This window comes from Ovoidimarina sediminis (genome assembly GCF_032586175.1).
In the GTDB taxonomy this organism is placed as follows: Bacteria; Pseudomonadota; Alphaproteobacteria; order Rhodobacterales; family Rhodobacteraceae; genus Ovoidimarina; species Ovoidimarina sediminis.
This window is the reverse complement of the sequence record NZ_JAWHTE010000002.1, coordinates 291,227-313,877: the sequence shown is the minus strand read 5'-3', so window position 1 is coordinate 313,877 and position 22,651 is coordinate 291,227. Positions and strand designations below refer to the sequence as shown.

At 66.2% G+C, this 22,651-nt stretch carries 21 protein-coding genes and 1 tRNA gene; 15 read left to right on the top strand and 7 right to left on the bottom strand.

Annotated features, from left to right (window positions below; all coding sequences use genetic code 11):
• The first annotated feature begins 18 nt into the window (after nucleotides 1-18).
• A complete protein-coding gene (locus RXV90_RS04475) occupies nucleotides 19-747 on the top strand; it encodes a metallophosphoesterase family protein (protein ID WP_316647142.1) in 729 nt (242 codons plus the stop codon).
• On the opposite strand, the gene RXV90_RS04470 is transcribed toward RXV90_RS04475, so the two are convergent.
• The 6 genes from RXV90_RS04470 to RXV90_RS04445 form a co-directional block, all read right to left on the bottom strand.
• Nucleotides 738-1,259, bottom strand: a complete 522-nt coding sequence (locus RXV90_RS04470; protein WP_316647141.1) for a DinB family protein — start codon at nucleotides 1,257-1,259, stop codon at nucleotides 738-740. The two genes, RXV90_RS04475 and RXV90_RS04470, sit on opposite strands and share 10 nt — an antisense overlap.
• 31 nt (nucleotides 1,260-1,290) lie before the next feature.
• The gene (gene rlmH / locus RXV90_RS04465; RefSeq protein WP_316647139.1) at nucleotides 1,291-1,761 is read right to left on the bottom strand and encodes a 23S rRNA (pseudouridine(1915)-N(3))-methyltransferase RlmH; all 471 of its coding nucleotides are present in this window, start codon (nucleotides 1,759-1,761) and stop codon (nucleotides 1,291-1,293) included.
• Nucleotides 1,761-2,135 (bottom strand): ribosome silencing factor, encoded by a 375-nt coding sequence (gene rsfS / locus RXV90_RS04460; protein WP_316647138.1) that lies wholly within the window; start codon nucleotides 2,133-2,135, stop codon nucleotides 1,761-1,763. Before rsfS ends, rlmH begins: the two co-directional genes overlap by 1 nt.
• A 278-nt stretch (nucleotides 2,136-2,413) precedes the next feature.
• A complete protein-coding gene (locus tag RXV90_RS04455) occupies nucleotides 2,414-6,643 on the bottom strand; it encodes a translocation/assembly module TamB domain-containing protein (protein WP_316647137.1) in 4,230 nt (1,409 codons plus the stop codon).
• Complete coding sequence (locus RXV90_RS04450) at nucleotides 6,643-8,448, bottom strand: autotransporter assembly complex protein TamA (RefSeq protein ID WP_316647136.1); 1,806 nt, start codon at nucleotides 8,446-8,448, stop codon at nucleotides 6,643-6,645. The genes RXV90_RS04455 and RXV90_RS04450 overlap by 1 nt, the downstream gene beginning before the upstream one ends.
• 63 nt (nucleotides 8,449-8,511) lie before the next feature.
• On the bottom strand, nucleotides 8,512-9,873 hold the full coding sequence (locus RXV90_RS04445) for a mechanosensitive ion channel family protein (RefSeq protein WP_316647134.1): 1,362 nt from the start codon (nucleotides 9,871-9,873) through the stop codon (nucleotides 8,512-8,514).
• Between the two features lie 71 nt (nucleotides 9,874-9,944).
• On the opposite strand from RXV90_RS04445, the gene RXV90_RS04440 reads away from it, so the two are divergent.
• On the top strand, nucleotides 9,945-10,370 hold the full coding sequence (locus RXV90_RS04440; RefSeq protein WP_316647132.1) for a hypothetical protein: 426 nt from the start codon (nucleotides 9,945-9,947) through the stop codon (nucleotides 10,368-10,370).
• Between the two features lie 19 nt (nucleotides 10,371-10,389).
• Here the strand turns inward: RXV90_RS04440 and RXV90_RS04435 are convergent, their stop codons facing one another.
• Nucleotides 10,390-10,893 (bottom strand): hypothetical protein, encoded by a 504-nt coding sequence (locus RXV90_RS04435; RefSeq protein WP_316647131.1) that lies wholly within the window; start codon nucleotides 10,891-10,893, stop codon nucleotides 10,390-10,392.
• Nucleotides 10,894-10,978: 85 nt separating this feature from the next.
• On the opposite strand from RXV90_RS04435, the gene RXV90_RS04430 reads away from it, so the two are divergent.
• The 13 genes from RXV90_RS04430 to RXV90_RS04370 all read left to right on the top strand — a co-directional run bounded on the left by RXV90_RS04430 (nucleotide 10,979) and on the right by RXV90_RS04370 (nucleotide 22,554).
• The gene (locus RXV90_RS04430) at nucleotides 10,979-11,503 is read left to right on the top strand and encodes a DUF2975 domain-containing protein (RefSeq protein ID WP_316647130.1); all 525 of its coding nucleotides are present in this window, start codon (nucleotides 10,979-10,981) and stop codon (nucleotides 11,501-11,503) included.
• Nucleotides 11,503-11,712, top strand: coding sequence for a helix-turn-helix domain-containing protein (locus RXV90_RS04425; protein ID WP_316647129.1), 210 nt, complete (start codon nucleotides 11,503-11,505; stop codon nucleotides 11,710-11,712). Before RXV90_RS04430 ends, RXV90_RS04425 begins: the two co-directional genes overlap by 1 nt.
• 75 nt (nucleotides 11,713-11,787) lie before the next feature.
• Nucleotides 11,788-12,051 (top strand): DUF7218 family protein, encoded by a 264-nt coding sequence (locus tag RXV90_RS04420; RefSeq protein WP_316647128.1) that lies wholly within the window; start codon nucleotides 11,788-11,790, stop codon nucleotides 12,049-12,051.
• A 198-nt stretch (nucleotides 12,052-12,249) separates the two neighbouring features.
• Nucleotides 12,250-13,656 carry a 3-isopropylmalate dehydratase large subunit gene (leuC, locus tag RXV90_RS04415; protein ID WP_316647126.1) on the top strand — a complete coding sequence of 469 codons (1,407 nt, stop codon included), beginning with the start codon at nucleotides 12,250-12,252 and terminating at the stop codon, nucleotides 13,654-13,656.
• Nucleotides 13,657-13,817: 161 nt separating this feature from the next.
• Nucleotides 13,818-14,423 (top strand): 3-isopropylmalate dehydratase small subunit, encoded by a 606-nt coding sequence (gene leuD, locus RXV90_RS04410; protein WP_316647124.1) that lies wholly within the window; start codon nucleotides 13,818-13,820, stop codon nucleotides 14,421-14,423.
• Nucleotides 14,424-14,736: 313 nt separating this feature from the next.
• Entirely contained in the window at nucleotides 14,737-15,594 is an 858-nt protein-coding gene (locus RXV90_RS04405) for a hypothetical protein (protein ID WP_316647123.1), read from the top strand.
• Nucleotides 15,591-16,643 (top strand): endonuclease/exonuclease/phosphatase family protein, encoded by a 1,053-nt coding sequence (locus RXV90_RS04400; RefSeq protein WP_316647172.1) that lies wholly within the window; start codon nucleotides 15,591-15,593, stop codon nucleotides 16,641-16,643. Before RXV90_RS04405 ends, RXV90_RS04400 begins: the two co-directional genes overlap by 4 nt.
• 48 nt (nucleotides 16,644-16,691) lie before the next feature.
• Nucleotides 16,692-17,792, top strand: a complete 1,101-nt coding sequence (gene leuB, locus RXV90_RS04395; RefSeq protein ID WP_316647121.1) for a 3-isopropylmalate dehydrogenase — start codon at nucleotides 16,692-16,694, stop codon at nucleotides 17,790-17,792.
• A gap of 119 nt (nucleotides 17,793-17,911) precedes the next feature.
• Nucleotides 17,912-18,874 carry a DMT family transporter gene (locus tag RXV90_RS04390; RefSeq protein WP_316647118.1) on the top strand — a complete coding sequence of 321 codons (963 nt, stop codon included), beginning with the start codon at nucleotides 17,912-17,914 and terminating at the stop codon, nucleotides 18,872-18,874.
• Between the two features lie 49 nt (nucleotides 18,875-18,923).
• Nucleotides 18,924-19,000 (top strand) — tRNA-Pro (locus RXV90_RS04385).
• Between the two features lie 370 nt (nucleotides 19,001-19,370).
• Nucleotides 19,371-20,456: a TRAP transporter substrate-binding protein gene (locus RXV90_RS04380; RefSeq protein WP_316647116.1), complete on the top strand. Its 1,086-nt coding sequence runs from the start codon at nucleotides 19,371-19,373 to the stop codon at nucleotides 20,454-20,456.
• A gap of 53 nt (nucleotides 20,457-20,509) precedes the next feature.
• Nucleotides 20,510-21,007, top strand: a complete 498-nt coding sequence (locus RXV90_RS04375; protein ID WP_316647114.1) for a TRAP transporter small permease subunit — start codon at nucleotides 20,510-20,512, stop codon at nucleotides 21,005-21,007.
• Nucleotides 21,004-22,554: a TRAP transporter large permease gene (locus RXV90_RS04370; RefSeq protein WP_316647112.1), complete on the top strand. Its 1,551-nt coding sequence runs from the start codon at nucleotides 21,004-21,006 to the stop codon at nucleotides 22,552-22,554. Before RXV90_RS04375 ends, RXV90_RS04370 begins: the two co-directional genes overlap by 4 nt.
• Nucleotides 22,555-22,651 lie beyond the last annotated feature (97 nt).

Sequence of the window (22,651 nt, the reverse complement as noted above, 5' to 3'; positions counted from 1 at the left end):
CGCGCTAGGGCTGGGGGCATGCGCGTTTACGCCATCGGCGATATCCACGGCCATCTCGACAAGCTCGAAGAGGCCCATGCCCGCATCGCGGCCGACCGGCGCGGCACGGGGGATGCCGCCGCGCCCGTCATTCATCTCGGCGATTATTGCGATCGGGGGCCCGACAGCCGCGGCGTGCTTCAGTTCCTGATCGACGGACAGGCCCGCGGCGCGCCCTGGATCACGCTCCGGGGCAATCACGACCGCGTTTTCCTCGATCAGCTCGACGATGCGCCGGGCGCGCCGTTCCGGTTCTGGACCTCGCCGGGCATGGGCGGTCTCGCCACCGCCGAAAGCTATGGCGTCAGCCTTCCGGGCTGGACATTCGCGGGCCTCGCCGCGCGCAAGTTCCGCAGCGCGGTGCCCGAGGCCCACCACGCCTTCCTGAAATCGCTGCCCCTCTTCCACGAAACCGAAACCCATATCTTCGTGCACGCGGGCATCCGCCCCGGCCTGCCGCTCACCGAACAGATCGAGGAGGATCTGATCTGGATCCGGCACGAGTTTCTGGGCGATCCCCGCGACCACGGCAAGGTGATCGTCCACGGTCACACACCCTGCGAGACGCCCGAACACTGGGGTAACCGCATCAACCTCGACACCGGGGCGGGCTATGGCCGCGCCCTGACCGCGGCGGTCTTCGAAGGGACCGAGGTGTTCGTTCTGGGCGAGGCCGGGCGCGTGCCGCTCCGCCCCCGTCAGGGGTGATAGGCCGCCGCCGACGGCGCCCGCTCGAAATCCAGGTGAAACGCGTCCAGTTGCGGCGGGGCAAGGCCCGCTGCCTGGAGTTGCACATGCGCCTGGCCACGGTGGTGGATCTGGTGCTGGAAGAGATGCAGTAAAAGCGCGTCCACACGCTCCTCGAGCACACGGCCGCCCGGGCGTTCGGTCGCCCGCCGGGCGGAGAGGGCGGCCGGGCCCAGCCCGCCGCAGAAGGCGGCGAGCCGCCTATCGGCCTCCGCCTGCGCGCGGCCCAGCGCCACCGGATCCGCCTCCATCTCCCGCTCGTAGACCGACCGACCCGCGCCGCCACCCTCGAGCGCATCGATGTAGTAAAGGTCCACCTCGTGGATATGGTTCAGCGTCGCGGCAAGTGAGGGGAAGAAGCCGGGCGCCGGCGCGGCGAACGCGCCCGGTGCAAGGCCGGCGAGCGCCCCGTAAAGCGTCGCATTCGCCCAGGCGTTGTTCAGGGCCATCGCAAGATAGGGGTCACGCGCCATCGCTCGGTCTCCGTCTCGGCCCGCGCGCGTCTCACGCCCGGTGATAGGGCGTGCCGGCCAGGATGCCGGCGGCACGGTAAAGCTGCTCGGTCAGCATCACACGCGCCAGCATATGGGGCCAGACCATCGCCCCGAAGGACAGCCGCTGATCCGCCTCGGCCCGAAGCGCGGGGTCGATCCCGTCCGCGCCGCCGATCAGAAAGGCCACATCCTGCCGCCCCTCGTCGCGCAGCTTCGCCAGCCAGGCGGCGAAATCGGGCGACGACATCACCGTCCCCCGCTCGTCCAGCGCGCAAAGCGCCGCGCCCTCGGGCACGGCGCGGCGCAGAAGCGCGGCCTCCCCGGCGGGTCCGCCGCCCTTCCGGTCATCGACTTCGGTGATGGTCAGGGGTCCGAGGCCCAGGGCCCGGCCGGTCCGGTCGAACCGGGCCTGGTAATCCTCGACAAGCGCCCGATCGGGGCCGCCCTTCTGGCGACCCACTGCGGCGATCGCCACGCGCATCAGGTCGTGGCGGCGGCGGGCTGGCCCGATGTCTGGTTCGGCGCCAGCCACATCTTTTCGAGCTGGTAGAACTCGCGCACTTCGGGCCGGAAGACATGAACGACGACGTCGCCCATGTCGATCAGCACCCAGTCGCCCGCCTCCTTGCCTTCCACCTTCGACAGGACGCCAAGCTCCTGCTTCAGGCGATCGACAAGCTTCTCGGCAATCGCGACGACCTGCCGGGTCGACCGGCCCGACGCGATCACCATGTGATCGGCCATCTCGGACTTTCCCTTCAGGTCGATGACGGTCACGTCCTCGGCCTTGTCGTCGTCAAGCGATGTGAGAATGAGATCAAGCAACCGGCTTGAGGGTTCGGTGGGTCCGGCCATCACACGGCCGTCCTCGGCGGTCTGGTCACGGACCGCATCGTGAAGCTGAGACAGGACATTGTCCTCCTTCTCTGAGCGCCGACATACCCGGCGCGGAACACCCTAAATGTAGCAACGCGCACATGAAATCTCAATGACACCACATCTTGCGGCTCACCCCTGTGGCGGATAGGTCGCCCCCAACATCTTGTGATCCCAATGGCTTCATGTGGCCACAAGTATCCCGGGGGGCCGCCCGGCACGGGCGGCGGGGGCAGCGCCCCCTCCGGCGCCGGCCTTCAGTAATCCCGCTCGAAGAAGATCCCCACACCGGTGCCCCCGGTGCTTTCGGTCGTGCCCCGCACGGTCAGCGACGGGGTGAGGTCAAGGTTGATCGACACGCTGGTGTTCTGATTGCCCACGGTCACATCGGTATAGATGTTGTCCGAAATGTACTTCCCGGCGCGTACATTGGTGCCGCCCTCGCCATCGCCGGCCACGTCGAGGTCATCGAGCCCGGTCGACTGCCGCAGGCGCGACACGATCCCCCCGCCGCCCCGCCCGGCAAGGGTCGCCACCGCCGAAGCAAGCTGCGCGGCCTGCAAGGGCGACAGCGTGTCGATCCCCCGGTTGAACAGAAGCCGCGCGATCACCTCGTCCTCGGGCAGGGACGGATTCGATTCGAAGAGGATATCGGGGGCCGAGGCCGGGCCGTCCACGATGATCAGGATCCGCGTGTCATCGGCCTGGGTGCTCGCCACCAGCCGCACCACCGGGTCGAAATCGCCCTGAAGCGTCGCGCGCCCCTCGTCCATCGTCAGCCGCTTGCCGAGGATGTCGAGCCGCCCGCGTATCAGCTCGAACTCGCCCGCGGGAATGACATTGGCCGTGGTTCCGCGAACGAGGATCGACCCGCCCAGTTCGGCCTCGATCCCGCGGCCCCGCACGAAGATCCGCGCCGGCGCGTCGATCCTCAGGTCAAGCGGATAGGCCGGGCCCCCGCCGTCCGACGCCCCGCCGCTGCCGGGCGTGCCGATCAGGCCCGCCCGCCGCCGCGTCGCCCGCACGTCCCGCGGCTCGCCCACATGCACGATATCGGGAAGGGAGCCGACGGCCCCCACACCGCCCGATGGCACGGTGATCTCGGTCTCGTTCAGCCTCAGCGCCCCTGAAATCGTGGCGCCCCCGGCCAGCGGCCCGTCGATCCGAACCGTGCCGTCGACGGTTGTCTCGTAAAGCTCGGGGTCGCGCAGCCCGGCCCCGATCAGACGAATTTCCAGATCCGAAGGCAGGGGGCCGGTCAACCCGATGCCGCCCGCAACGGCCAGCCGCCCGCGCTCCGCGAAGGCCCCCGTCACATCAAGATTGGCCCGCGCGCCCGACAGGGCCACGGTCGCGTCGATCCCGGTCAGCGTCACGCCCAGCGTCGGCGCTACCGCGCGGGCATCGGCCACGCGCACCTGCCCCGAAACACTCTGAAGCGCGGGCGGCCCGTTCACCGCCAGATCGAAGCGCGCCGTGCCCGTCACGGCCCGGGGCGCGATAAACCGGTTCGCGATGGCCAGGGGCGCCGCCCCCCGCACCGCAAGGTCAAGCGCATCGAAGGCCTCGGACGCCGTGCCCTCGATATCGGCCGCCACGCCGCCCGGCCCCTCGACCGAAACATCCAGCGTCCAGTCGCCGCCCGCCGCCTGTTCGACCCGGCCCGATGCGGTCGCGGGCCCCGAAACACCCGGCACATAGCGCGCGATATCGGCAAGCCGCGCATCGAAGGTCAGCGCATTGGCCTCGCGCCCCACCTGCCCCTCCGCCGTGGCTTGCAAAGCGGCCGTTTCGACCCGCGCGGTTGAAATCTCGATCACCTCGCCCGCCCGCGCCGCGTCAAGCACCGCGGTCAGCGTACCGCGAAGCAGCGCATCGACCTCCGCGATCCCGGTCCGCAGGCTCTCGCCGCCAAGCTCGGCTTCCACATCGAAGGCCGAAAGATCGGCCCGCGCCGATCCCGCGGCCCGCAGGTCGAGCGCGCCGCCAAGGCTCCGCCCCGCGATCTCGGAAAACGGCGACAGGTCGGCCACATCGGCGCGCAGGGTTCCCTCCGCCGCCGGCGCGCCCTCGCCCAGCGTCACCTGAAGGTCGGCCTGCGCCGTCGCCCCTTCACCGGTCAGATCGGCCTCGACCTCCCAAAGCGTCGGGCCGCCCGCCACCCTTCCGGCAAGGCTCACCGGCCCCGGAAGCCCCGGTGCCACGCGTCCCGGCTCCGGCAAGGTCACCCGCGCTGTCACGTCGCCCGATCCGTCTTCCCGGTAGGTGCCCGATCCTTCGGCCACCAGCGCCTCGCCCCGGATCGTCAGGCGCGGCACGGCAAAGCCCTCGGCATCCCGCCCGCCTTCAAGCGCAACCTCCACCGGGCCGGTCAGAAGCGCGTCGGCCTCCGCCACCCCCGTCTTCAGATCCGTCACGGTTCCCGTCACATCGGCGCGGAATGCCGCAAGATCGGCATCGGCGAACCCGGTTACCGCCAGGTTCACCCCGCCCCCGATCTCGCGCCCCACCCGGGGCGAGAAGGGGGCCACGTCATCGGCCCGAAGCCGGGCCGTCCCTGACACCCGCGGCACATCGCCCGAAAGATCCGCCGTCAGGTTCGAGGTCGAACTCAGCGCCGCACCGTCAAGCTCGAGCGCAATCTGCCAGAGCTCGCCTGCGCCCTCCGCCTCCAGGCTCAGGTCGATCGGCCCCGGCACGCCTTCGGCGATCACGCCCGTATCGACAAGCCGCGCCGTCGCCGTCGCGGCCCCACCTTCGGAATTGATCCGTCCGCGCGCCGAAATCTCCGCCGCCACGCTCTGGGTTTCCAGCCGGTCGAGATAACTGCCGGTCTCGTTCCGCCGCACCGCGAGGTCGAGCACGGTTTCCTCGCCCAGAAGCCTGTCGACCTCCGCGATCCCGATCCCGAGGCCCCGGCCCGTGCCGGCAAGCGTCGCATCGATGAACCCGGCCGCAGGCGTCACATCGGCCTTCAGATCGGCGTCGATCGCGCCGGTCAGCGGCCGCCCCGCAAGCCCCGCGAAATTCGCGAGGTTCTCGGCACTCGCCGAAAGATCCGTGACGATCCGGGGGCCCGCCTCCTCGAATGTCACCGTGGCCGCACCGGCAATTTCATAGCTTTCGCCCCTGAGCGACAGCGCCGAAATCTCCAGCGGGTTGTCCGCCCGCCAGCCCAGCGACATCCGCCCGGTCACCGCCTGCCCCAGCGCCTCCTTCGTCGCCGCATCCCCGAAATCGAGCGCTTCGGCGGAAAGATCCAGCTCCGCCGTCACCAGCGCCACCGGCTCCGCCTCGATCCGGCCATTGCCGTTCAGCGTCAGCCGTTCCGCGGCGAACCCCTCGCGGTCAAGCGCCTCCACGGCCACCTCTCCGGTCCAGCGGTCCCCTGCCGCCCGGTCATAGGAGATATCAAGGTCGACGCGCCCCACCCGCGTCGGCGGGCCCGCGGCGGGCAGAAGCACCGGCGTGCCGTCCCGCGCCGCGATCTCGCCCGCGACATCGATCGCAAGGGGCAGCCCGTCCGCGTCGATCACGAGGCCCCCCCGCAGCTCAAGCTGCGCGCCCTTCAGCGCGAACTCCGACAGGCTCAGCACCCCGTCCGCCCGCTTCGCGCCCGACAGGGTCAGCGCCACGTCGCGCCCGAAGAACGCCTGGTACTCGGGCAGGAACAGCGGCGAGACGTCGCCCGAAACTTCGGCCAGAAACCCGGTGTCGAGCCCGTTCTCGCCTTGCCGCGACAACTGCACCCGGCCCGTCAGCCGGTCCTCCCCGTCGGTGGCAAGCCGCAGATCCGCTCCGAATTCCGCCGCCGGGCCCTCGCCCGCGACCGTCAGTTCAAGGCTCGGCCGCCCCGGAAGGTTCGCAAGCGTCGCAACGATCCCGTTCGCGCCCTCGTCCACCGTCAGATCAAGCGCCAGCACGCGCGTCTCGTTGGAATAGGATCCTTCGACAAGAAACGTCCCGCGCGCCCCGTCGATCCGTTCCGCCGCGATCCGGCCCGCGCCCTCGCCGCCTTCGAGGCTCAGCATGCCTTCAAGCGACAGGTCGACCGCCACGCCGATCACCGGCGCCCCAAGTTCAACCCGCGCCGCCGAGATCTCGCCCACCTCGATCGACACCGGCAACTCCGGCAGCGAAAAGCCGGATGCCTCCGCGGGCGGCGCCCCGCCTTCCGCCGCATTGGGCGGGCGCGCGATCACGATCTCCGCGGCCCTCAGATGCTCCACCTCCACCCGGCCCCGAAGAAGGGCAGAGCGGTTCCAGTCAAGCTCCACATCCTCAAGCGTCAGCCACACGCCCGCATCGTCGGCAATGGTCATCCTGTCAAGCCGCGCGGTCGAACTCAGCGCGCCCTCGAACCCCTCGACCTCGACGATCCGCCCTTCGCCCGACAGCGCCTCTTCCAGCGTGCCTTCAAGAAAGCCCTGCGCCGCAACCGGCCCGGCCAGCATCCATCCCAGAAGGAATATCCCAAGCCACCGCATCAGAATGCCTGCCCTATGCCGATGTAAATCTGAAAGCTCGATCCGTCGTCCTCGCCGCTCACCGGCACGCCCACATCGACGCGAATGGGCCCGATCCCTGTGTTGTAGCGAAGCCCGATTCCCGCGCCCGCATGGCTGTCGCCATCGACGCCCGGCACGCTGTCGGCCCCGATCATGCCCCAGTCCGCAAAGCCCACGATCCAGATATTCTCCCGCACCTCCTGGCGCAGTTCCGTCTGCAGGCCAAGGAAGCTCCGCCCCCCCGTCGTCACCCCGGGCGCCAGATCGACACCCAGCGACTGATAGGAATGGCCCCGCACCGTATCGCCCCCGCCGGAATAGAAGCGCAGGTCGTTCGGCAGGCCGGTCAGCGACGCGCCGGTGATCGACCCGAACTGCACCCGTGCGGCGAAAACCGTGCCTTTCGTCGCCCCGAACTCCTCGTAGGCCCGGATGTCGCCGGTGATCCGCGTTCCGCTTTCCGAACCGCCCAGCCCGAAATAGGGCGTCACCTGCAAATCGGCGTAATACCCGTCGGTGGTGTCCAGAAGATCCTCCCGCCGGTCAAGCGTCGCGCCGATCGGGAAATAGAGGTGCTCGTAGGTTTCTTCACCCAGGTCGTCCGACACATCGGCATAGCTGTAGCCGATGCCCGCCTGAAGCGTCAGGTCGTCGGTCTGCCGGCGGATGAAGCCAAGCTCCAGGCTTCCGCCCTTCTGCAGGAAATCCTCTTCGTTCTCCTGCGCCAGCCGGGCCGACAGATAGGCATCCGTCAGCGCATCAAGCGTCGCGGGGCGGGTCAGGTCGAAGGTCAGTTCGTAATCCTCGCCCCCGGTCTCGCCGGAAATGCCCGACACCTCGCCGCCGATCCGAAGCCGTTCGCCTTCCCCGCGCAGGTTCCGGTGCAGCCAGAACCCCGACAGGCTCAGGCCCTCGTCGGTCGCATATTCCGCGCCGACACCGAAGCGCCGGGGCTTCTGGTCGACGATCCGCGCCGTGATGTCGAGCGTGCCGTCCGGGTTGGGCCGCTCCGCCTCTCTCAGCGCGACAGTGCTGAAAACACCGGTATCCCGCAGGCGCCGCGCCGTCCGGTCAAGATCGGCGGGCGAAAACACCTCGCCGGTGGGCAGGCCCGCGATCTTGCGGATCCGCCGCTCGCTCATCCGCGATTGCTTCTCGATCCGCAGGTCGCCGAAGCGCAGGCGGGGGCCCGGGTCGATCTCCACATCCGCATCAAGCCGCGCGCGATCGTGATCGGCCACCAGCCGCTGGGCTGCCACATCGGCCTTCGCATGGCCGATATCGCGCCACGCGGTGATCGTCTCCGTCACCGCCTCCTGGATCAGTTCCGACCGCGCCGGGGCGCCGGGGCGGAACTCTTCGGGCATGTCGCGGAACCCGCCCGCCGGGGCCACCCGCGTCTGGCCGAAACGGAACAGCGGGCCCGGCGTCACCCGCACCACGATCCGGTCGATGCGGGTGGGCGCGTTCAGCCCGCTGATATCGGCCGCCTCCTGCCCGTCGATCAGGATCGATACGGTGCCGCCGTAATAACCTTCGGAATACAGCGCCCCCACGAAGCGCGGATAATCCGCCCGCGCCGCCGCCAGAAGATCGGGCGCGGCGGTCACCCCGTCACGCCAGGCCGCCACCACAAGCGAGGATTGCTCCAGCGCGCTGGCCAGATCCCTGCTGGCCCCTGGCGCAAAGATCCTGACGGGTTCAAGCGCAGCCGACGGCCCGGCCGCGCCCATGCCAAGGGCGGCCGCGAAAATCGCACCGGCACATATCTGTCTGACTGTCACGCTCTGCCCCAAGATGCTCACCGCATCATCGAACCTAGTGCGATGTGCGGGGAAGGACCACCGTCAATCCGGGGCCACCGCCGCGCCGGGCGGTGTCCCGCCGTCCTCGTTGAGCATACGAACCTCCCGCTGCGGGAAGGGAATCGAGATGTCATGCTCCTGAAACGCATCCCAAAGCGCGAGGTACACATTTCCGCGAATATTGGTCAGCCCGCCCGTGGGGTCGCGGATCCAGAATCTCAGGATGTAATCCACCGAACTGTCCCCGAAGCCGACGATATGGCAAACCGGCGCGCGGTCGGCCAGAACCCGCGGCACGCTGGCCGCCGCCTCGATCGCGATCTTGCGCACAAGGTGCGGATCATCCCCGTAGGCGGTGCCGAAATAGATATCCAGCCGCACGAAATCGTTCGAATGCGACCAGTTCACCACCTGCCCGGTGATCAGGTCTTCATTCGGGATCAGGTATTCCTTGCCGTCCCGCGTGGTGATCGAGACATAGCGCGCGCCCAGCGAATTGATCCACCCGAAGGTGTCGCCGAGGCTGATCACGTCGCCGGGCTTGATCGACTTGTCGAGCAGGATGATCACGCCCGAGACAAGGTTCGACACCACCTTCTGAAGGCCGAAGCCAAGGCCCACGCCGATCGCGCCGGACAGAACCGCAAGCCCCGTCAGATCGATGCCGATGGCCCTCAGACCGATGAAGAAGGCGGTGCCGTACAGCAGAAGCTGAAGCGCCTTGACGGCCAGCACCCGCATCGAGGGCGACAGATCCTCCATCTTCTCGATCTGCGAGGCGCTGGTGCGCGAGATGAACCGCGCGGCGAAGAACAGAAGCGCGACCAGCACGATCCCCTGCAGGATCAGCCAGACCGACAGGCGCATCCCGCCCAGCGAGATCGCGATCCCGTCGAGGATCGCCTCGGTTTCCTCGGTGATCCCCAGGATGTTCAGCGTCACCCAGGCCCACGCCGCCGTCCGCACGATCCCCCGCACCGCGGTGTTGGAAATCAGGCGCGAGGCAAAGGCGATCACCAGCCAGGCCGTCGCAAGGTTCGCGCCGATCGCGATCAGGTAGGATCGGCTGGGCCATGTGACTTCCCGCATGATCTGCAGAACGATCCAGAACAGCAGGACGAGGAAGATCATCCAGAGCCGGCGGTGCACCACCACCAGCAGCCGAAGCCGCCATTTCGGCCAGCCTTCGCGGCTGCGCATCCACTCGTGCAGCTTCGGCTTGAAATACCGGTTCAGAAGGAAGGCAAGCACGAAGATCGCAACGATGATCGCGAACTGGTAGGCCACCCAGGGCCTCAGAAGCTGGCCGAGGAAAATCTCCGCCCGGCCCAGAAGGCCCTGCCCCAGCTCCGCAATCTCCTGCGCCTGATCGATCAGATCGGCCGGAGGGGTTTCCTGCTCCATACGCGCCTCCCGCCGGAATCATGGCAGGCAGAGAGGTGTTCCGCAACAACCCCCTGCGCTAGGATCCGACGATGCAAGACCGGCTGCGCCTCGCCCTTTCTCTCGTGATCATCGCCGCTTGCGGCGGCATCTCCCTGATCGGCGGGTTCTGGGTCCCGCTGACGGGCGGGCTCACCACGGGCCTAGATCCGCGGGAGTTCTGCCGCGACGTCCCCACCAATGCCTCCGAGGCGGACCTATCAGTGCAGCTCATCGTCGTCATGGCCGTCCCCGCGCTCATCCGCCTTCTGCGCCTGGGAAGGAATATCGGCTTGGGCGAACTCGCCCTTGTTCCCGTCTTCCTCACCCTCGCCATCGGGATGCTCGCCACAATGGAATGCGGCGACCTCTCGCGCCACCCGCCCTACGGCACCCTGATCGTCTGGGGTCTCGCCGCCTACCCGATCGCCGCCTTCCTCATGATGTTCGTCCGCTGGCCGAAGCTCATTCTGCCCTGAGCCGTCAGGGAAACGCACGCTAGGCCGGACAGGGCGGCAGGGCGGAAAGCCCGATCTCCTCCAGCACGTCTGCCACCGGAACGTCTCTCAGCATCGGGCGCAGCGGCGCATCGGGCATCAGCCGCAGCCAGACCGACAGGGTGTCGTCCGGCGCCACGGCTGCGCCGCAGGGTGCCGTCCGGACCGCGAGGGTGCCCACCGTCGCCCCGGGCGCCGCCGCCTTCATGCCCCGGATCTCGGCCTGCAGCGCGCGCAGCTCCGCCACCTCGCCCGGGTCGATCCGCCAGCCATCCGGCACCGCCGGATCGGGCACCAGCGCGAACCGGCCCTCTGCCACGGCCCCGCCGGGCCTCTCTGCGCCAAGCTCCAGGAAGGTGCCCTCGGGCAAAAGCGCGATGCCATCGGGCAACTCGGCCCTGACGAGGATCGCCGCAGGATCCGCATCCAGCGGCGAGATCCCGCGAAGCCCCGCCATGGTGGCGAGATCGACCGACCCGCAGGCCGCAACGGCCAGCGGAAGCATATATTTCTACATGATTTCTTTTACTTGATTCGACTAATGTTTATCTTTAAACATGAAAAATCACTTGACAAGCCCCGGTCTGCCCATGTCGCCCAAAGCCCTCCGCCTCTCCGCCGCCCTCTACTGGGCCACCACCGCCGCGCTCGCGGCCCTGCCCGTCGTCATCGCCCTGCCCCTCTGGCTCTCGGGCCCCCGCGCGCTTGCCACCGCACTCCCCGGTCTCGCGGTGCCGGCCAGCCTCCCCGCGCCGCTTCTCGCCGCCGGCATCGCCGCCGGGCTCCTGCCCGCCCTCGCGGTCGCCTATGTCCTCTGGCAGATGCGCGGGCTCTTCGATTTCTACCGCCGCGGCGCCTCCCTCGGCCACGGCGCCGCCCGCCAGATCCGCCGCATCGGCGCGGGGCTTCTCGCCACCGCGGCCCTCGCGCTCGCCGCCCGCACGCTTCAGGCCCTCGCGCTCACCGCCGCCAACCCGCCGGGCGAACGCATCCTCGCGTTCCACATCGCCTCCTCCGATGTGGGCTTCCTGCTCTCCGGCGGGCTGATGCTGGTGATCGGCGCCGTCATGGCCGATGCCGCCCGCATCGCCGAAGACAACGCGGGCTTCGTCTGATGCAGATCGTCGTCCGCCTCGACGTGATGCTGGCGCTTCGGAAGAAAACCTCCCGCGATCTCGCCGCCGAGATCGGGATCTCGGAACAGAACCTCAGCCTCCTGAAATCCGGCAAGGTGAAGGGCGTGCGCTTCGAAACGCTCGCCCGCATCTGCGCCGCGCTCGACTGTCAGCCGGGCGACCTGCTCGAAGCGGTCCCCGACGCCTGACCTTCCTCACCACCTTGGAACGCGGGGCCCCGCATCCGCGTTGTCCTCCCGACGACCGGAAAGCAGGAGCATACCATGGCCAAGAACCACGGCCCCTCGATCAAGGACGACGAAACCTATCAAAGCCTGCGCGACGACGGCGCGTCGAAGGAAAAGGCCGCCCGCATCGCGAATGCCCAGGCCTCCGACGATCAGGATCCCTCGGAAAAGGGCGGCAAGGCCCCGCCTTACGAGGACTGGACGAAAGACGATCTTTACGACCGCGCGCAGGAGATCGGGATCGACGGCCGCTCCGACATGACGAAGGACGAGCTGATCGAGGCGCTGCGCAACCACTGACGGCCTCTGCCGCCATCTTGCGCGGCCCTCCCGCCGGGGATAGAACTCCGGCGATGACACGGATCTTCGATATCGGCGATCGCGCCCGCCTGCCCTGGCGCTTCTACGGCGCCGCGCACAGCGCGCTCGCGCGGGGCTGAGGCCGCGCGCCCGTCCTCCGTTTACGACATCCGACATTCAGAAGCCCGGGAGACATTCATGTCCGGCAAGACACTCTACGACAAGATCTGGGATGCCCACCTCGCCCACGAGGCCGAAGACGGCACCTCGCTGCTTTATATCGATCGCCACCTCGTGCACGAGGTCACCAGCCCGCAGGCCTTCGAAGGCCTCCGCATGGCCGGCCGCAAGGTGCGCGCGCCGGAAAAGACCATCGCGGTCCCCGACCATAACGTGCCCACCACGCCCGGCCGCGAAAACCCCGAGAACATGACGGAAGACAGCCGCATCCAGGTGGCCGCGCTCGACAAGAACGCGAAGGATTTCGGCATTCACTATTACCCGGTCGACGATATCCGCCAGGGCATCGTCCATATCGTCGGGCCCGAACAGGGCTGGACGCTGCCGGGCATGACGGTCGTCTGCGGCGACAGCCACACGGCCACCCACGGCGCCTTCGGCGCGCTCGCCCACGGCATCGGCACGTCCGAGGTGGAACATGTGCTGGCCACCCAGACGCTGATCCAGAAGAAATCGAAAAACATGAAGGTCGAGATCACGGGGCAGCTTGCCCCGGGCGTCACGGCCAAGGACATCACGCTGTCGGTCATCGGCAAGACCGGCACGGCGGGCGGCACCGGCTATGTCATCGAATATTGCGGCGAGGCGATCCGCTCGCTGTCGATGGAAGGCCGGATGACCGTCTGCAACATGGCGATCGAGGGCGGCGCGCGCGCGGGCCTGATCGCCCCGGACGAAAAAACCTTCGACTACGTCAAGGGCCGCCCCCATGCCCCGAAGGGCGCACAGTGGGAAGCGGCGCTCAACTGGTGGAAGACGCTTTATTCCGATGACGACGCCCATTGGGACAAGGTGATCACCATCCGGGGCGAGGATATCGCGCCCGTGGTGACATGGGGCACCTCGCCCGAGGATGTGCTGCCGATCACCAGCGCCGTGCCCGCGCCCGAGGATTTCAAGGGCGGCAAGGTCGAGGCCGCGAAGCGTTCGCTCGACTATATGGGGCTCACCCCCGGCACGCCGCTTTCGGAAATCGAGATCGACACGGTCTTCATCGGCTCCTGCACCAATGGCCGGATCGAGGATCTGCGCGCCGCCGCCGAGATTCTGAAGGGCAAGAAGATCAAGGATGGCCTGCGCGCCATGGTCGTGCCCGGCTCGGGCCTCGTCCGGCTTCAGGCCGAGGAAGAAGGCCTTGCGGATATCTTCAAGGAGGCCGGCTTCGAATGGCGCCTTGCGGGCTGCTCGATGTGCCTTGCCATGAATCCCGATCAGCTGTCGCCCGGCGAACGCTGCGCCGCCACCTCGAACCGCAACTTCGAGGGCCGGCAGGGCCGTGGCGGACGCACCCACCTGATGTCGCCCGCCATGGCGGCGGCGGCGGCCGTAACGGGGAGGCTGACGGATGTGCGGGATCTCGTCTGACAGGGCATCGAACGCCCGATTCACTCTTAACGCCGCGAACGGCGTGAAATGGTTAACAGCGAATTTTTGTGTACGGGGTGTGTACGCGCTGTGTACGCCGTGTGACTCCGGCCTTTCGCCGTTAACCTTTCGCGCAACACCCCGCTGACGGAGCCTCCGACATGGAAAAATTCACCAAGCTTTCCGGCATCGCGGCGCCCATGCCGCTGATGAACATCGACACCGACATGATCATCCCGAAACAGTTCCTGAAGACGATCAAGCGCTCGGGTCTCGGCGTGAACCTGTTCGACGAGATGCGCTATGACGACGACGGCAACGAGATCCCCGATTTCGTGCTGAACAAGCCGCAATACCGCGAGGCGCAGATCCTTGTCGCGGGCGACAATTTCGGCTGCGGATCGTCCCGCGAACACGCCCCCTGGGCGCTTCTCGATTTCGGCATCCGCTGTGTGATCTCGACGAGTTTCGCCGATATCTTCTACAATAACTGCTTCAAAAACGGGATCTTGCCCATCGCGCTCCCGCAGGAAGACGTCGACAAGCTGATGGACGATGCCGAACGCGGCGCGAATGCGGTCATCACCGTCGATCTCGAGAACCAGACGATCACGGGGCCCGATGGCGGCGAGATCACCTTCGAGGTCGACGCCTTCAAGAAGCACTGCCTTTTGAACGGCCTCGACGATATCGGTCTGACGATGGAGAAAGCCGCCTCGATCGACGCCTTCGAGGCGAAGGCCGCGGAGGCCCGCCCCTGGGTCTGACACCCCGTTAACCCTGTTCAGGCAAAGTGGCCGCGCATGACCCGATGCGCGGCCATTTTCATTTGTGTGCCTGGCCGCCCGCACCCACAATATCTGGATCTGTTAACGGAATATCCTGATTTCGCTACGAAATTGATGCAATGCCGCACCACTTTGTCCACGAAAATGCCCAAGAGTCACACCATGGTTAACGGGTCGTTGCCGGATCTGGGGAAAGGTGACAGAAATTGGGCGAAAATAAGGCAACCCGCCACAATTCGCGGGACAAAGAACAAATTGCGCGTTTGGCCGGTCTGCGGCAGAGCGCGTGCAAATGGGGCAGAAAGCGGTGATTTCCCGTCTGACAGGTACGCTTGCGCGCGCGTTTCTGGTGATCCTCCTGATTGCCCTGCCTTCGCTGATGCTGCCGGGCGTGAACTCCGATGCCGCGCAGATCGTGGCCCTTGTGGGCATCTTCGCCGCCGCGCTTGTCATCTTCGAATATGCCTCGACCTATCCCGGTCTCGTCGAATTCCGCGATGCGCCGCCGTTCAACAGGATCCGCTTCGCCTCGCTCTTCGTCACGGTTCTTCTGCTGACGCTTCTGGTGCGCGGGGCCTACGCGCCCTCGACACTGACGAACCTGATCGCGGCTGTGGGCACGCTGATCGGCCACGCCATCGATTTTCCCTACAGCCCGGTGCGCCTCGTCGTGCTGATGCTGCCGCCGGGGACGAGCACCGAAAACATCGCGCTGGTGCGCACCTCGGCGGGCATCGCCTATCTCGTTTCGCTTCTGACGTTGGCTATCTTCTTGATTATCCTCAGAATTCAGGGATGGCCCAAGCAGACCGGCGCGTTCAACGTCTGGGTCAACCTGCCCACCTTCGACCCGACCGCAGGCGGCGACGTGGTGGACCGGCTGGAGCGCGACGCCCGCTTTAACATTGCGTTAGGGTTTCTGCTGCCATTCTTGACACCCGCGGTGATCAAGGCGGCGGCGGCCACGTTCGGGTCGGTCTCGCTGATGAACCCGCAAACTCTGATCTGGACGGTTGCGGCATGGGCCTTCTTGCCGGCTTCTCTTTTCATGCGCGGCATCGCCATGGGTCGGATCGCCGCGATGATCGAACACAAGCGCAAGCTGAACGGCGATCAGGCCGAGCGCGAGAGCACCTTCGCACCGGCCTGATCCTAGCCTGTCTCGCCGCCGCACCCGGCGCGGCGGCAGAGACGATCCGCATCGCCACCTTCAACGCCGAACTGGCCCGCGAGGGCCCGGGCCTTCTTCTGCGCGACCTTCTGAAGGATGCCGCGCCCGACATCACCTCCGCCCGCGATCTGATTGCTCTGGCGCATGCAGATATCGTTGTTTTACAGGGCTTTGACTACGACTACGGCAATCACGCCCTTGTCGCCTTCCGCGACCGGATCGCCCGCGATGGTCCCCGCTATACCCATCTCTTCAGCGCCGTGCCCAATGCGGGACTGCGCAGCGGGATGGATCTCGACGGCAACGGGCAGCGCGACGGCGCGCGCGACGCCCATGGCTACGGCCGCTTCGCCGGGCAGGGCGGAATGGCCGTTCTGTCGCGCTGGCCGATCGCGCTTCGCAGCGATTTCACCGCACTCCGCTGGGCCGATCTGCCGGAGGCCGGGCTGACACCGGAAGACCCCGGGGCCGGCACACGGCGGCTGTCCTCGGTGGCGCACTGGGTTCTGACCGTGACGCCGAATGACAGGCCGCCCATCACCCTGATGACATGGCACGCCACCCCGCCGGTTTTCGATGGGCCGGAGGATCTGAACGGGCGGCGCAACCGCGACGAAACGCTGCTCTGGCGGGCCTACCTCGACGGTGCACTGGGCGCGGACCCGCCGCAAACGCGGTTCATTCTGGCCGGTGTCGCCAATTCCGATCCGTCGGACGGCGAGGGGCTGAAGGGCGGGATCGGCTGGCTTCTGTCCGACCCGCGCCTTCAGGATCCGCAGCCCGAAAGCCCCTATGGCGCTCTGGCCGCCGACGCGCAGAAAGGCGCCAATCTTTCCCACGGCGGCGACCCGGCCGGCGACACGGCGGACTGGGCCGATGGCGAGGGCGGGCCCGGCAACCTGAGGGTCGATTACGTGATCCCGTCCGCCGACTGGAACGTTGCCGCGGCCGGGATCCTCTGGCCCGAAACGCCGGGCGAGGGGGCAAGCCGCCATGGCCTTGTCTGGGCCGACTTGACCCCCCGTTAACCCCGGGATAGGCGAGGCGCGCGAGATAATTCGAGGGGACACGCGGCCATGAGCAATCCATCGCTTCTTATCCTTCCGGGGGACGGGATCGGACCCGAAGTCATGGTCGAGGTCCGCAAGGTGATCGACTGGTTCGGCGCGAATGGCGGCCCGGTGCTGGACGTATCCGAGGATCTGGTGGGCGGCTCCGCCTATGACGTGCACGGCGTGCCTCTGTCGGACGAAACCATGGCCCGCGCGCAGGATGCCGACGCGGTTCTGCTCGGTGCCGTGGGCGGGCCGAAATACGACGCTCTCGATTTTTCGGTGAAGCCCGAGCGGGGGCTTCTGCGGCTTCGCAAGGAAATGGATCTTTACGCCAACCTGCGGCCCGCCCAGTGCTTTGACGCGCTGGCGGATTTCTCGTCGCTGAAGGCCGATGTGGTCGGCGGGCTTGATATCATGATCGTCCGCGAACTGACCTCGGGTGTCTATTTCGGCGAGCCGCGCGGGATCATCAAGGAAGGCAACGAGCGGGTGGGGATCAACACCCAGCGCTACACCGAAAGCGAAATCGCCCGGGTCGCGCGGTCGGCCTTCGAACTGGCGCGGCGGCGGCAGAACAAGGTTTGCTCGATGGAAAAGGCCAACGTCATGGAATCCGGCGTTCTATGGCGCGAGGTGGTGACGGAAGTGCACGCCGCCGAGTATTCCGACGTGGAGCTCAGCCACATGTACGCGGATGCGGGCGCGATGCAGCTGACCCGCTGGCCGAAGCAATTCGACGTCATCGTGACCGACAACCTCTTTGGCGACCTGCTGTCGGATCTGGCCGCGATGCTGACCGGATCGCTTGGCATGCTGCCGTCGGCGAGCCTTGGCGCCCCCATGGCGAACGGCCGGCCCAAGGCGCTTTACGAGCCCGTCCACGGCTCGGCCCCAGATATCGCGGGGCAGGGCAAGGCGAACCCGATCGCGTGCATCCTGAGCTTCGCGATGGCGCTGCGCTATTCCTTCGATGCGGGCGACGCGGCGACGAAGCTGGAAGAGGCCGTCGAAGCGGTTCTGGCCGACGGGCTGCGCACCGCGGATCTGATGGGCCCCGAAGGCGGGTCGCCGGTATCGACCGCCGAGATGGGCAACGCGATCGTGGCGAAGCTCGGGGCCTGATCCCCGGGCCCGGGCCCAAGCCATGACCTGACCGGGACGGTGCCTTTCGGTATTTGACATTGTCCCGGCCCCGGGCCGATGCTTTAGCGGTAACAGTTCAAACTGACGGGCCATCTCCCGTGACCGATACCGGAAAATCGAACCTGCGCGGCGCAGGTCTGGCCCTCGTGGCCTTCGCGCTTTTCGCCACCCATGACGTGGTGGTGAAAAGCCTCGGTCAGTCGTATCTGCCGTTCCAGATCATCTTCTTCAGCGTGCTGATGTCCTTTCCCTGGGTCATCTTCTCGCTGATCGGCGATGCAGAGAAGGGCACGCTGCGGCCCGTGCACCCGTGGTGGAGCGCGCTGCGCACCGTCTGTATCCTGATTTCGGGAAGCTGCGCGTTCTATGCCTTCTCGACGGTGCCGCTTGCGCAGGTCTATGCCGCGCTTTTCGCCGCGCCCTTGATCATCACGATCCTGTCGATCCCGATCTTGGGCGAGCGTGTGGGAATCCACCGCTGGAGCGCGGTGATCCTGGGGCTTGCCGGCGTTCTGATCGCGCTTCGCCCCGGATCGGGAGAGATCGGGCTTGGCCATGCCGCGGCGGTGGCCTCCGCACTCTTCAGCGCGATGGCCTCGGTCGTCGTGCGCAAGATCGGGCGGGACGAGCGGAGCGCGGTGCTGATGCTCTTCCCGATGCTCGCGAATTTCGTGGTGATGGGCGCGTTGATGCCCTTCGTCTACGAACCGATGCCGGTGGAGCATCTGGGCGGGCTGGCCTTCATGTCGATCCTCGCCTTCGTCGCGGGGATGCTTCTGATTTCGGCCTATCGCACGGCGGCAGCGGCCGTCGTCGCGCCGATGCAGTATTCACAGATCATCTGGGCCGCGATCTATGGCACGCTTCTGTTTTCCGAGACGCCCGACCGCATGACATGGATCGGCGCGGGGCTGATCATCGCAAGCGGGCTTTACATCGTGCTGCGCGAAACCTTCGGCGGCCGGTCGACGACGACCCCGGTTCTGCGCACGAAGGCACGGGCCTCGTCGGGCACGAGCCCGCGCACGAAACCGCTGGAGAAGATCGTGCCCATCGAATGACACGGCCCTTGCATCGGATGCGCAATGGCGCTACGCCCCCCGGCACGGTCGGAGTGTAGCTCAGCCTGGTAGAGCACTGTCTTCGGGAGGCAGGGGCCGGAGGTTCGAATCCTCTCACTCCGACCAGTTTACAAGGAAATCAGAGCGTTAATTTGCTGTGGGCGATAGGGATCGGTCTTCGCAGTGGCGTTCTTGAGCACTGCCTCGCTGCAATGAAACGAGTCTGCTGCTGCCTTGGTGAAGACTATTGGCACGCAAGCATCCATGTCCTCAGAGCAGACAAGGCGGGCGCCGGGCCTCGATCTCCGTACCCAATAACCGAGTGGTTGGATCCAGGCACGATCGGACCGATTCCCTCCGGCTTTGGTGCGGCGGCCGTGACCGCGATCTGACATCGATCCCCGGCTCTACCGCGAGCTCCGGGGAAAGTTGTTTACGTGGAAGACTTTGGAAACGAAACTCGGAGCGATAGTGCCACCAACAGGGAGTCGACGTCATGCAAAGAAGAGAATTATTGAGAGCCGGTGCGATCGGAGTCGCGGCAACGACCCTAGCGGCCCCCGCACTGGCACAGGGCGTTCAGCAATGGAAGATGGTCACTGCTTGGCCGAAGAACCTGCCGGGCCCCGGTGTGGCCGCCCAAACGCTTGCAGATCGCATTACCGCCCTCTCCGGCGGGCGCCTCGAGGTCAAGCTGTTCGCTGCGGGTGAGCTTGTTCCGGGCAGAGGCGTCTTCGACGCCGTAAGTGAGGGAACCGCCGAACTCTATCACGCGGTGCCGGCCTACTGGGGCTCGAAGTCCAAGGGAATCCTGTTGTTCGGATCGCAGCCTTTCGGCCTGCGCGCGGATGAGCAGTTCGGTTGGATGTACCACGGAGGCGGACAAGCGCTTTACGATGAAATGTACGGCCGCTTCGGCATCAAGCCGTTCCTATGCGGCAATTCGGGCCCTCAGTGGGGCGGATGGTTCCGGACAGAAATCAATTCAGTCGACGACCTCAAGGGCCTGAAGTTCAGAACGACGGGACTGGCGTCGGAAATGGCCAGCAAGATGGGCATGGCCGCCGAAGCAATGAGCGGCCCTGCCATGTTCCAGGCGCTTCAGACTGGCGCGCTCGACGCCGGCGAATTCATCGGCCCCTGGACCGACAGTGCTCTCGGCTACCAGCAGGTCGCGAAGAACTATTACTGGCCGGGCGTGGGCGAACCGTCGTCGGCCGAGGAATGCGGGGTGAATGCGGAAGTCTTCGGAGCGCTTCCCGACGATCTCAAGCAAGCCGTCTCGCTCGCCTGCGAAAGCCTCTACAACCCGGTCTGGACGGAGTACACGACCAAGCACGCCGCATCCCTCAAGAAGCTGGTCGAAGAAGACGGCGTGCAGGTCAGAATGTTCCCGGAAAGCGTCATTTCGGCGATGGGAGCGGCAGCGGCGGAAGTCATGGAGGAACTCGGAGCGGACGAAGACGAGCTGGTCCGACGGATTACCGAGAGCTTCACTGCCTACCGCGACAGCATCGGTGCCTACATGACCTATGCCGACAACGGCCAGATGAACGCCCGCGCTTCGGTCATGGGTTACTGAACAGGTTCGGCGCGTGCAGATCCATGCGCGCGCCGTCCTGATCACTCCAACGGATGCTGCGCCTCGCGGATCACCTGGACTCGGTCAATGCCAAGATTGCCGTCGTCGTACGGTGGTTCGTTCTGGCAATGGCGCTGATTCAATTCGGTATCGTGATCGGCCGGTACGTGTTCGGCATCAACTCGATCGCCGTACAGGAAAGCGTTCTCTATCTGCACGCGGCTTTGTTCATGCTGGGGGCGGGATACACGCTCCTGGTCGATAAGCATGTCCGCGTCGACATATTCTACGCAAAGGCGTCTCCCGGAAAGCGAAGGGCGATTGACATCGCGGGTCATCTGCTACTGCTGCTGCCAGCAATGGCCGCTCTCGCGTGGTGGTCCTGGGCCTCGGTTCGAAACTCCTGGAAGATTCTCGAAGGGCCGATCTCTGTCGGCGGGATCGAGGCCGTGTTCCTTCTGAAATCCCTGATTCCGGCATTCTGCGCATTGGTGGCCCTGCAGTCCATCGCCGCCCTCTTGCGGCTCCTGAGCAAAAGACCGCCGCAATGATGGAAAATCTCGATCTCATCATGTTCGCCGCGCTGATTGCGGTGATCCTGCTCGGGTTTCCCGTGGCATTCAGCATCGCCGGCGTAGCCGTCGTCTTCGCCTATTTCGGTTGGGCGCTCGGTGCGATGGATATCACGCTTCTGGGCGCCTTCAGTCAGCGTGTGTTCGGGTTGATCTCGAACCAGGTTCTTATCGCGATCCCGCTTTTCGTTCTCATGGGCGCATTGCTGGAAAAGAGCCGGATCGCGGAAGAGCTTCTCGACACCATGGGCCGGGCCTTCGGTCAGCTGCATGGCGGTCTTGGCATCTCGGTCATACTGGTCGGCGCACTTCTTGCGGCATCCACCGGGATCGTCGGTGCAACGGTGGTCGCGATGGGGTTGATCGCGCTGCCCACGATGCTGCGTGCAGGCTATGATCCTCGTGTGGCGTCCGGGATAGTGTGCACGGCGGGAACGCTGGGACAGATCATTCCACCTTCGACACTTCTGATCATCCTCGCCGATGTCATGTCGAACGCCTACCAGCAGGCGCAGTACGAACAGGGCAAGTTTGCCGTCGAGGCGCTTTCGGTCGGGCAGTTCTTTGCCGCCGCGCTCGTTCCGGGCCTCGTGCTCGTTTGCCTCTATCTCGTTTACGTCCTGCTTCGCGGGTGGATTCGACCGGACGAGATGCCTGGGATTTCCACCGAGGGGAGAAGACCGGACAGGGCCGAGGTCCTGAGCGCGGTCATCCCGCCAATCCTCCTGATCTTCGCGGTGCTGGGCTCCATCCTCGGTGGCATTGCCACGCCGACGGAAGCCGCGTCCGTCGGTGCGATCGGCGCGCTATTGATGGCGGGGGCGAGGTCTCCCGAGAACCGACGTCTCATCCTCGTCGGTGCCGCGGGCCTCATCGCACTGGCCATTGCCGCCGGATTGTTTCCCGTCCGACTGCAAAGATCGGACATCACCCTACCCGCAACCCTGATGGGCGGCCTGTATGTCGTTCTGACCGTTATCGGCCTCGTCGGTGTCTTCACAGCGCTGCGGAATACCCTTGGGACACGCATCATGCACGGCGCAGTCACCTCGACCCTCACGATGACGGCGATGATCTTCGCGACCATCCTTGCCGCGGGCATGTTCTCGCTCGTCTTCATCGGCCTCGGCGGGGAGGAGCGCATCGCGCACTGGCTGGCAAACCTGCCTGGAGGCGCAACCGGTGCTCTGCTCGTGACGATGCTCATCGTCTTCTTCCTGGGCTTTTTCCTCGATTTCGTTGAGATCTCCGTGATCGTCCTGCCCCTGGTCACGCCGTCGCTCATTTTGCTTGGGCACGATCCGATCTGGCTGGGCATCATCCTCGCCATCAACCTTCAGACCTCGTTTCTGACGCCACCCTTCGGATTTTCGCTCTTCTACCTCAGGGGCGCAGCCCCCAAGGAAGTCACGACCGGTCATATCTATCGCGGTGTGATCCCCTTCATTGGTTTGCAGGCACTCGGCGTCGCTCTGGTTTGGTTCTTTCCTGCGCTCGCGACTTGGCTTCCCGCCGCCATATTCTGAACGGAGACCCGTGATTGTACATTGGCTTGCGAGGACTGTCGCGCTCTGACGAAGCAGCGGACATCAACGCTGGATGGACAGTGGGTGGCCTCACCCC

What these genes read in the sequence shown, in the direction of transcription:
- leuB (WP_316647121.1), top strand. Translation starts at nt 16,692, where the DNA reads ATGAGCAATCCATCGCTTCTTATCCTTCCGGGGGACGGGATCGGACCC.
- RXV90_RS04475 (WP_316647142.1), top strand. Translation starts at nt 19, where the DNA reads ATGCGCGTTTACGCCATCGGCGATATCCACGGCCATCTCGACAAGCTC.
- RXV90_RS04375 (WP_316647114.1), top strand. Translation starts at nt 20,510, where the DNA reads ATGCTGCGCCTCGCGGATCACCTGGACTCGGTCAATGCCAAGATTGCC.
- RXV90_RS04440 (WP_316647132.1), top strand. Translation starts at nt 9,945, where the DNA reads ATGCAAGACCGGCTGCGCCTCGCCCTTTCTCTCGTGATCATCGCCGCT.
- RXV90_RS04435 (WP_316647131.1), bottom strand. Translation starts at nt 10,893, where the DNA reads ATGCTTCCGCTGGCCGTTGCGGCCTGCGGGTCGGTCGATCTCGCCACC.
- RXV90_RS04430 (WP_316647130.1), top strand. Translation starts at nt 10,979, where the DNA reads ATGTCGCCCAAAGCCCTCCGCCTCTCCGCCGCCCTCTACTGGGCCACC.
- RXV90_RS04405 (WP_316647123.1), top strand. Translation starts at nt 14,737, where the DNA reads ATGGGGCAGAAAGCGGTGATTTCCCGTCTGACAGGTACGCTTGCGCGC.
- RXV90_RS04445 (WP_316647134.1), bottom strand. Translation starts at nt 9,873, where the DNA reads ATGGAGCAGGAAACCCCTCCGGCCGATCTGATCGATCAGGCGCAGGAG.
- rlmH (WP_316647139.1), bottom strand. Translation starts at nt 1,761, where the DNA reads ATGCGCGTGGCGATCGCCGCAGTGGGTCGCCAGAAGGGCGGCCCCGAT.
- leuD (WP_316647124.1), top strand. Translation starts at nt 13,818, where the DNA reads ATGGAAAAATTCACCAAGCTTTCCGGCATCGCGGCGCCCATGCCGCTG.
- RXV90_RS04370 (WP_316647112.1), top strand. Translation starts at nt 21,004, where the DNA reads ATGATGGAAAATCTCGATCTCATCATGTTCGCCGCGCTGATTGCGGTG.
- RXV90_RS04455 (WP_316647137.1), bottom strand. Translation starts at nt 6,643, where the DNA reads ATGCGGTGGCTTGGGATATTCCTTCTGGGATGGATGCTGGCCGGGCCG.
- rsfS (WP_316647138.1), bottom strand. Translation starts at nt 2,135, where the DNA reads ATGGCCGGACCCACCGAACCCTCAAGCCGGTTGCTTGATCTCATTCTC.
- RXV90_RS04425 (WP_316647129.1), top strand. Translation starts at nt 11,503, where the DNA reads ATGCAGATCGTCGTCCGCCTCGACGTGATGCTGGCGCTTCGGAAGAAA.
- RXV90_RS04470 (WP_316647141.1), bottom strand. Translation starts at nt 1,259, where the DNA reads ATGGCGCGTGACCCCTATCTTGCGATGGCCCTGAACAACGCCTGGGCG.
- RXV90_RS04420 (WP_316647128.1), top strand. Translation starts at nt 11,788, where the DNA reads ATGGCCAAGAACCACGGCCCCTCGATCAAGGACGACGAAACCTATCAA.
- leuC (WP_316647126.1), top strand. Translation starts at nt 12,250, where the DNA reads ATGTCCGGCAAGACACTCTACGACAAGATCTGGGATGCCCACCTCGCC.
- RXV90_RS04380 (WP_316647116.1), top strand. Translation starts at nt 19,371, where the DNA reads ATGCAAAGAAGAGAATTATTGAGAGCCGGTGCGATCGGAGTCGCGGCA.